The sequence below is a fragment of the Thiolapillus sp. genome (assembly GCF_048562965.1).
Classification (GTDB): domain Bacteria; phylum Pseudomonadota; class Gammaproteobacteria; order Chromatiales; family Chromatiaceae; genus Thiolapillus; species Thiolapillus brandeum_A.
This window is the reverse complement of the sequence record NZ_JBHNMF010000121.1, coordinates 1-8,025: the sequence shown is the minus strand read 5'-3', so window position 1 is coordinate 8,025 and position 8,025 is coordinate 1. Positions and strand designations below refer to the sequence as shown.

Annotated in this window: 7 protein-coding genes and 1 pseudogene; 2 read left to right on the top strand and 6 right to left on the bottom strand. The window is 57.3% G+C overall.

Annotation, left to right across the window (positions count from 1 at the left end):
• Positions 1 to 94 precede the first annotated feature (94 nt).
• Both ACOCD2_RS08450 and ACOCD2_RS08445 read left to right on the top strand, forming a co-directional pair.
• On the top strand, positions 95 to 604 hold the full coding sequence (locus tag ACOCD2_RS08450) for a hypothetical protein (protein ID WP_419596097.1): 510 nt from the start codon (positions 95 to 97) through the stop codon (positions 602 to 604).
• Positions 605 to 613: 9 nt separating this feature from the next.
• Complete coding sequence (locus ACOCD2_RS08445) at positions 614 to 880, top strand: cupin domain-containing protein (RefSeq protein WP_419596098.1); 267 nt, start codon at positions 614 to 616, stop codon at positions 878 to 880.
• 71 nt (positions 881 to 951) lie between these two features.
• Here ACOCD2_RS08445 and rdgC read toward each other — a convergent pair whose 3' ends face one another.
• The 6 genes and pseudogenes from rdgC to ACOCD2_RS08415 all read right to left on the bottom strand — a co-directional run bounded on the left by rdgC (position 952) and on the right by ACOCD2_RS08415 (position 7,529).
• A complete protein-coding gene (gene rdgC, locus ACOCD2_RS08440; RefSeq protein WP_293647024.1) occupies positions 952 to 1,869 on the bottom strand; it encodes a recombination-associated protein RdgC in 918 nt (305 codons plus the stop codon).
• Positions 1,870 to 1,918: 49 nt separating this feature from the next.
• On the bottom strand, positions 1,919 to 3,628 hold the full coding sequence (locus ACOCD2_RS08435; RefSeq protein ID WP_293672549.1) for a hypothetical protein: 1,710 nt from the start codon (positions 3,626 to 3,628) through the stop codon (positions 1,919 to 1,921).
• Between the two features lie 254 nt (positions 3,629 to 3,882).
• Positions 3,883 to 5,337 (bottom strand): aldehyde dehydrogenase family protein, encoded by a 1,455-nt coding sequence (locus ACOCD2_RS08430; RefSeq protein WP_293647020.1) that lies wholly within the window; start codon positions 5,335 to 5,337, stop codon positions 3,883 to 3,885.
• Between the two features lie 16 nt (positions 5,338 to 5,353).
• A pseudogene (locus tag ACOCD2_RS08425) lies at positions 5,354 to 5,842 on the bottom strand (thiamine pyrophosphate-dependent enzyme); the annotation flags it as partial.
• 136 nt (positions 5,843 to 5,978) lie between these two features.
• Positions 5,979 to 7,292, bottom strand: a complete 1,314-nt coding sequence (locus ACOCD2_RS08420; protein ID WP_305800397.1) for an acetolactate synthase large subunit — start codon at positions 7,290 to 7,292, stop codon at positions 5,979 to 5,981.
• Positions 7,293 to 7,529, bottom strand: coding sequence for a hypothetical protein (locus tag ACOCD2_RS08415; protein ID WP_293652586.1), 237 nt, complete (start codon positions 7,527 to 7,529; stop codon positions 7,293 to 7,295).
• Positions 7,530 to 8,025 lie beyond the last annotated feature (496 nt).

Below are 8,025 nucleotides of genomic sequence, written 5' to 3'. Positions count from 1 at the left end.
GCCTATTGCCGCATCTCCAGTTACCTGCAGACCATGGCAAATCAGGGATACAATCCGCTGGTCGCCATTCAAATGGCCTTTTCGGGACAGCTCTATGCTGATAGGGGTGAGTAGTTACCTCGAAGCCAGCAAACAGGCCTATGAACAGGCCGAAACCGATGCGGATTTCATCCGCCTGGAAAAGCAGGCCTTCATCGACTGTTCTTCCGACTCCATCGACTATGCTGTCATGGAACACACAGACAATGGCGTCGTGATTCCCCTGAACGTGGGCTGGAACGACGTGGGTTCCTGGTCCGCCCTGTGGGAGATCGGCGACAAGGACGACGACGGTAACGTGATCACGGGCGACGTCCTCGCCCAGGATTCGCGCAACTGCTACCTGCGCTCGGACAGCCGCCTGCTGGCCACGGTAGGCCTCGAGGACATCATGGTGGTCGATACCCACGACGTGGTACTGGTTGCCCACAGGGACCAGGTACAGAAGGTCAAGGAACTGGTCAACCAGCTCAGCGGAGAACAGCGTAAGGAAATCGATATTCACGCGCTGGTTCACCGCCCCTGGGGCAGCTACCAGGGCATCGACCGGGCAGAACGCTACTAGGTAAAGCGCATCACCGTGGCGCCAGGCGCACAGTTGTCCCTGCAGATGCATCATCACCGCGCCGAGCACTGGGTGGTAGTGAAAGGCACGGCCAAGGTCACCTGCGGCGACAGGACCTTTCTGCTGTCGGAGAACCAGTCCACCTTCATTCCCATCGGCCAGCAGCACCGGCTGGAAAATCCCGGCAAGATTCCTCTCGATATTATCGAGGTACAGTCCGGCGCTTATCTCGGAGAAGACGATATCGAGCGGCTGGAAGATCTCTACGGGCGTTGATGCTTCTTTGTTAACCTGTCTGTAGACGCCCTTCTCCCCACGAAAGGGGAGAGGGGCGTCTACAGACAGGATCAGGAAAATCCGTCTTTTTCCTCACCACCGAACAAGGTGATCAATTCCGGCAGAAAACGGGAGAACTCGCCCGTCATAATGGCGAAGTCCGCATCGAAGCGCTCGGCTACCGTTTCCGCACCCACATCACCGGCCTCGTCGAGCACCGCATCCTGAAAACGCAGGCGTTTGAGCTGAAATTTTTCATCGAGCAGGAAGCTGACCCGCTCTTCCCAGGTCAGCGCCAAGCGCATCACCCGCTTGCCCGCCTCCAGGTGCACCCGGATTTCATCGGAGAACAGGTCTTCCCGGCGGACCCGCACAATGGCGCCGTCTTCCATGAGGTCACGCAGCTCGCATTCGTCCCCGATCTGGATCGCCCCAGGCACGCCACCTTCTTTCAGCCATTCGGTCATGACGGCATCGGGTGATTCTGCCACCTGCAACGGCACCACGGGCAAGGTGCCCAGGCACTCGCGCAGCAGGTCGATGAAGGCTTCTGCCCGGCTGGCCGTTGCCGTGTCCACCACCAGCCAACCGTTCCTGCTGTCGATATAGGCATACTGGTGATGGCTCTTGCTGAAGGCGCGGGGAATCATTTCCAGCAGCACCGTTTCCTTGAGTTCACGACGCTCCCTGGCCCGCACCTCCCTGCCTTCCTTCTCTTCGATCTCTCCCGCCCTGGCTTCCACCAGTTCCCGCACCGCAGCGGCAGGCAGTATCTTTTCTTCCTTGCGGGCGCACAGCATCATGCAGTTGCCCACGGTGTGTACCAGTTGCCTGCCTTCTTTTCCCAGGGGTTCCGTCCAGCCGGTAAAAGCCGGTTCCATGTCACCCAGGGGGCGAAAGGTCTTTTCCGCCAGTTTCTCTTCCAATGTCTCGGCGTCCAGGTCGAAAGCCTGGGTGAAGCGATACAGGATCAGGTTTCTAAACCACATCGGGCAGTCCTTGGGGAATGAAAAGGGCGCTGATTATGCGACTAGCGTGTCAGGCAATCAAGCGCCGCGTCATGTGCAGGCGCATGTCGGCATCTTCGGTGAGCCGATGAAACAGGTGGTGCGGCCCGGTCGCGCTGGCCACCAGGGCATCAAGGTCATCTTTCTTCTCGGCATAGAAATCGAGCAGGCGGCAATCGAAATCAGCCAGCGCCCTGCTGAGCGGATCCTTGCGCTGCCGCGCCAGCACAGTTTCCGCGCCCTCTTCGTAAACATTACCCAGGCAGACATGCACCGCAGAAAACAGGGTGGCCCAGCCGTTGAACCAGAACATCAGATCCGTATCGAAACCCTGCCCCGGTGAGCGCATCCTGCCCAGCACCTCTGCCAGAAATTCCTTCTCCCGAACCGATTCACCCTCCTCCAGCAGCTCCGCACGCCCATAGGCATCGATAGTGGAACTGGTGAGCAGGATGGGCGCATCGGGGTACTGCTGCAGCACGAAACTGGCATCCTTGATCAATTTTCCCCGCTGACTGCTGCCTGGCTGCGTTTTTATTCTTTCCGAAGCTGCGGTGGACAGTATCTGCAGCTGGTGTCCCCGCTGCCCCAGTTCCTGCGCCAGACGGCCAAACACGCCCTTGTGAAACAGGTCCATGGAAAAATTCAGCCGGTTCTGCTTGTGCAGCAACGCCAGCTGAATGTCCTGGTATCGGGGCGCCAGCTCAACGATATTGGCTATCTTCGCCACTGGTATCCTTTCCCTGAGCTGACCGTGTTTGTCGATGAGCACTTCCTGGTGAAATTCATCGAAACTGATCTGCAGCAGGATATGCGCCTGGGGCCAGCCCGCCGGGCGGGCTTTCAATGCCTGCGCCATCGCGTCCAGTAAAGCCTTCGTTTGTACAATATCTTTGGCAAAATCACCGTTCAGCAGGATGGCAAAGGTGCGTACATGGCGCATCTTGCGCATAGCGCGGTAAAAATGCGCCATATGGCGGGTCAGATCCCCGCCGGTGAACAGCACGCTTTGCGTATGGGCATCCACCAGCTCATAAAGCTGATCCGGATTCTCCTCACTGCGTACGAAAGGGCGCCAGATGAACATGCAATGCCGGCAGGTCTGGGGGCAGCCCATGTGGGGAATCAGGCCCAGCTTGTCGAACTGTTGCTGCTTTTTCGGCATATCGGGCAGGCTGTCCACCAGGGCCAGGCGTTCCCTGTCAGCCTCTCCCAGGGTATCGCCATAGCGGTTGCGCTCGATTCTGGCGATCCGGGCATAGTGCTGTTTGTCAGGTTGGGTAAACAGCTGCAGGTTCCGCCAGATAGCCAGAATATCCTGCCTCAGGCGGTTGGGGTCATTGTCTCTGCGCCGCAGCAGCCGAAACAGCTGCTCCCGCTGGGCCGGCCCCGGCCCCGGAGAAGCCAGCCAGTGATCGATATAGGCACGGACAAAATCATCGGCGCTTTCCGACTCTTCGAGCATCTCCATGAGAAAGGCTCTGGCAGAACCCCTGAACGGCGCCAGCAGGGCGCGGTGATATTCGACGGCCACATGCTGGCGCAGCCAGTGCCAGGCATACACATAGGTCAGCAGAAAGGACAGGTCTTCAGCCTGGGGTTGCGGTTCCAGCAGCGCCTGCATATCACCCCCCGTGAGGCGGTTGATTTCAGATTTGAAACGCTGGCGGCGATTCTCCAGGTACAGCGCCTGCAATTGCTGCTGCTGGGTATCGGTGACTGAAACCTGATTTGAAGACATAGCCGCAGTTTACCAGCTGGCAGTGTCCATAAACCATGACGGCTTCATGGCTCGGTTCACCAGCCGAAGAACAACCAGAACACCGCACTCATGGCCACCGCTATGGCAGAAAGCCCCATGAGAAATTCATCAAAATCAATATATTATATGTCATTCACCCTTCATATCGTGACTCTTGACATGCAGTATGCAGCAGGCAGTGGCTCAGGAAATGAGCCTGCAAACTTCAACACACCAATATTTTCGCAGGCGGATCAAAGCATACCCTGCAAGCCTCTCGAACGGATCACCGTGAGTTTTTCTATCTGCATGTCACGGTAAGTATAGGGAATACCGCCTACGCCATAACCGGATTCTTTCAAACCGGCGAAAGGCATCCAGTCCACACGAAAGGCTGTGTGGTCATTCACCATCACTGCCGAGGCCTGCAGGTTCGAGCTGACATACAGCGCTGTATCAATATCCCGGGTACATACGGAAGCCTGGAAGGCATAGGGCACCTCGTTCGCCATTTCGATGGCAGCATCCAGTTCCCGCCAGTCATAGACGCATATCACCGGTCCGAAGATCTCGTTACGGCTTACCTTCGCGTCAGGCGGTGGGTTGTGCAGCACAGTCGCCTCAAAAAATGCATCGCCCTGACGCCTGCCACCTCCTCCGACCAGGACAGCTCCGCCTTCCACAGCTTCATTCACCCAGTTTTCAATGCGATCGGTTTCCTGATGGCGGATCAGCGGGCCGATTTCCGTATTTTCATCCAAGGGGTCACCTGCCCTGTAACGACCGCCGATTTCAGCCAGTCGCGCGGCAACTTCCTGTGCGATGGAGGCATGAGCGAAAACACGTTGCACCGATACACATACCTGACCGGCGTGGTAAAAACCGCCTTTGGCCAGCAGAGGCAGCACATCATCCAGGTCGGCGTCCGCAGTGATCACCACCGGAGCCACGCCACCATGCTCCAAAACACAACGCGTGCCCGGCGCGAGTTGCGAGCGCAGCATCCAGCCCACCCTGGCACTGCCAATGAAGCTGAAGAAGGCGACTCGCCTGTCTGCGACCAACCCGGCGGAAACCGGGTGCCCCGTGGTCAGCAAGGGCTGACACCAGCTCTCCGGCAAACCGGCTTCACGCAGCAGTTCAACAAAGCGGAATGCAGACAGGGGCGTGTCTTCGGCAGGTTTGATGATCACCGGACAGCCACTGGCAACGGCAGGACCCACCTGGTGTACGATCAGGTTCAGGGGGTGATTGAAAGCACTGAAGGCCACCACGACACCAATGGGTTCTCTGCTTGTAAACGCCAGGCGGTTGGCGGAAGCGGCATTCAGCTGCATGGGGATTTCCATGCCATGGCCGGTACGTATGCATTCGATGCAGTTCTTTACACCATCGATAGCGCGCAAGACCTCCACACGCGAGTCCATCAACGGCTTGCCGCCTTCGCGGGCTGCAAGCGTGACCAGCTCATCAAAATGCTGCTCCATCAGGCTGGCGGTCTCTTCCAGGATACCGATGCGTCTGGCAGCCGGCAGCCACTGACTGCGGTCGTAAAAAGCAGCAAAGGCATTTTGCAGCGCCTGCCCGACGCCGTCTTCATCAACTACATCCACCGTTGCCAGCAAACTGCCGTCATAGGGAGAAGTGACAGAGAGCGGTTGACCAGCGGGGACTGCACCTGGGACTCCCAGAGAAACATGCGTATTCATGAGCAGAATATCTCCCTCAGATGGGGCAAACCAGTTTGCCGAGTTTTTCCGTGAGCTTCATGTTTTCAGAGTAATCCACGGCAACATCGACGATCACCACGGTGTTGTCGTCAAAAGCCCGTTCCAGTGTCGGCCGAAGCCCGTCAGCCGACGTGACCCGATATCCCCTGGCACCAAATGACTCGGCATATCTCACAAAATCGGGATTGTTGAAGCTGATATGCCCTGTGCGCCCGAAATGGCGCTGCTGGTGCCATTTGATCAGGCCGTACTCACTGTCGTTCCAGATCATGATGACCATCGCGATGTTCCAGCGCAGGGCGGTTTCGATTTCCTGGGAATTCATCATGAAACCGGCATCACCCGTAATCGTCATCACCCGCTTGTCCGGATTGGCCAGCTTGGCTGCCATGGCTCCCGGAACGCCGATGCCCATGGAAGCAAAACCATTGGAAATGATGCAGGTATTCGGCTCGTAACAGCGGTAGAGCCGGGCGATCCACATCCGCTGCCAGCCATGGAGAGCGAAGCGAAGGCTGGTAGACCCCAGTAGCCGCGAGGCCGCACTGTTTTCCCGGCGTACCTTGCGCCAGAGGGAAAACAAAGTAGGCCTCCGAACGCGGCGTCCAGTCATATGGGAGTCAAGTACGGAGCAGCAACGAGCTTGCGAAGTTGTTGCGTAGTGCTTGGTGACCAGGACGGCTGGGGCACAAATAGGTTGTCAAAGGCTGAGTCGATTTTGGGGACTGGGATGTCCCAAAATCTATCACGAGGCCGAAGACACGCTTGTTGTGCGCGCCCACATCCGAAATCAGGATGTCGCTACGCCCCATGACCTGGCGGGTATCATTCAGAATCCGCTGGGGTTTGATCGGATAACTGTCATTGTCCGCGTAGTCCTGCAGTTCCCTGACGATGCTCTCGCGCAACGAGCCGGCCCAGCGTTGTTTCTGCGGGCTGGCCAGCTCGGCTATCTGTGCCAGCGAGCTGCCGATTTCACCGATCACGCCGGCCTCAAGAATGTAGTGCGCATCGACCTCGGCATAGGAACGGTCAATGTGAATGATCTTCTTGTCCTTGCCGGGGTGCCACAGGCTGGGATGGTATTCCACCATATCGAAACCCTCACAAATGATGACATCGGCATGATCAAAACCACAGGCAACATAGTCGTGGGCCTGCAGACCCACGCTGCCGAGGCTGAGTGGATGATCAAACGGCATGCAACCCTTGGCCATGAACGTCTGGCTCACCGGAATATTCAGCCGCTCAGCAAAGCGCAACAGGGCTTCCTGTGCATGAGCCCGCACCACGCCATTGCCCGCCATGATGATCGGGTGTCGTGCCTGTGATATGACATCGGCTGCCTGCCGGATCTTGTCCGGATTAGGGAATGCAGGCAGAGGCCCCTGCACCTTCAGCGGCACAAGATCATCCGTAACTTCGCTGCCGGCGATGTTTTCAGGCAGGCATATGAAGCAGCCTCCGGGTTTTTCGGCCTGGGCATCCTTAAACGCCTTGCGGATGATTTCCGGAACATTTTCCGGCTCCAGCACGTTCACGCTGTATTTCGATATGGGCTTGAACAGGTTGACCAGATCAAGCACCTGGTGGCTCTCCTTGTGCATACGCGTGGTGGCGCCCTGCCCGGCAATGGCGACAACAGGAGCCCTGTCCATGTTGGCATCGGCGAAACCCGTCACCAGGTTGGTGGCGCCGGGACCCAGCGTAGCCAGGCACACGCCGGCTCTGCCGGTCAGCCGGCCATATACATCCGCCATGAAGGCAGCTCCCTGCTCGTGGCGCACCGTCACAAACCGAATGCTGCTGTCCAGCAAAGCATCGATAAAGGCCAGATTCTCTTCACCGGGAATACCGAAGATATATTCCACGCCTTCATTCTCCAGGCATTCAACAAACAGTTCAGCAGCCGTCTTTGTCGAGTTGGTATGCATTCAGTCACCCTTTTTCTGCACATACATAACGGTCTGGCTGTTTTCCTTCACAGCTTCAACCCGATGCCCCATTGCCAGGCCGGTAGAGGTCAGTTCCCGCGCGATATTTCCTCCTCCCACTGTGACTTTCAGGACATCAGCAATATCAAGTTCACTGAGCCCCTTCTTCAACGCGATAACATGCAGGGAACACGCTATCTTTTCAATGGTGATTTCCCTGTGGTGCACCTGGGGCATGATTCGCTCCTGTTGGTGGGATATTCAGGATTCGGCAACATCCTGCTGCGCGGACCGATCGATTGGCCTGCACTTACATCAATAGACCGGCAAGCAGGTCATTCTATTGCCAGGAAGTTCAAGTCAAGTAACGGGAGGGGCACACCAGGACCACGTCATCTAAGTTCCTAAGTCATTGATAAGGCGGGGTGGTGTCTGATCGGAAAACCTCGGAGGCAGGGATGCCGACGCGGAGCCTACAGGAATGTATTTACGGCGTTTTCCCAATCAGACACCACCCCAGCCAAGATTTAGATGACGGGACTCTGAGGTGTACCCACGCAAGCGCCAGTCGGATCGCGGGACTGGCATGATCTGATGCGTAACAGGTCACGTTGTCAGCCTGCTGCCTGCCCCGGCAATACCGCATCTGCTGATTCAGCGGTATTGACCGATATAGGTCGCCACATGACGGAGCAGGGAAAGGGCCGTCTCCTCGGGAACCCCACACTGTTGC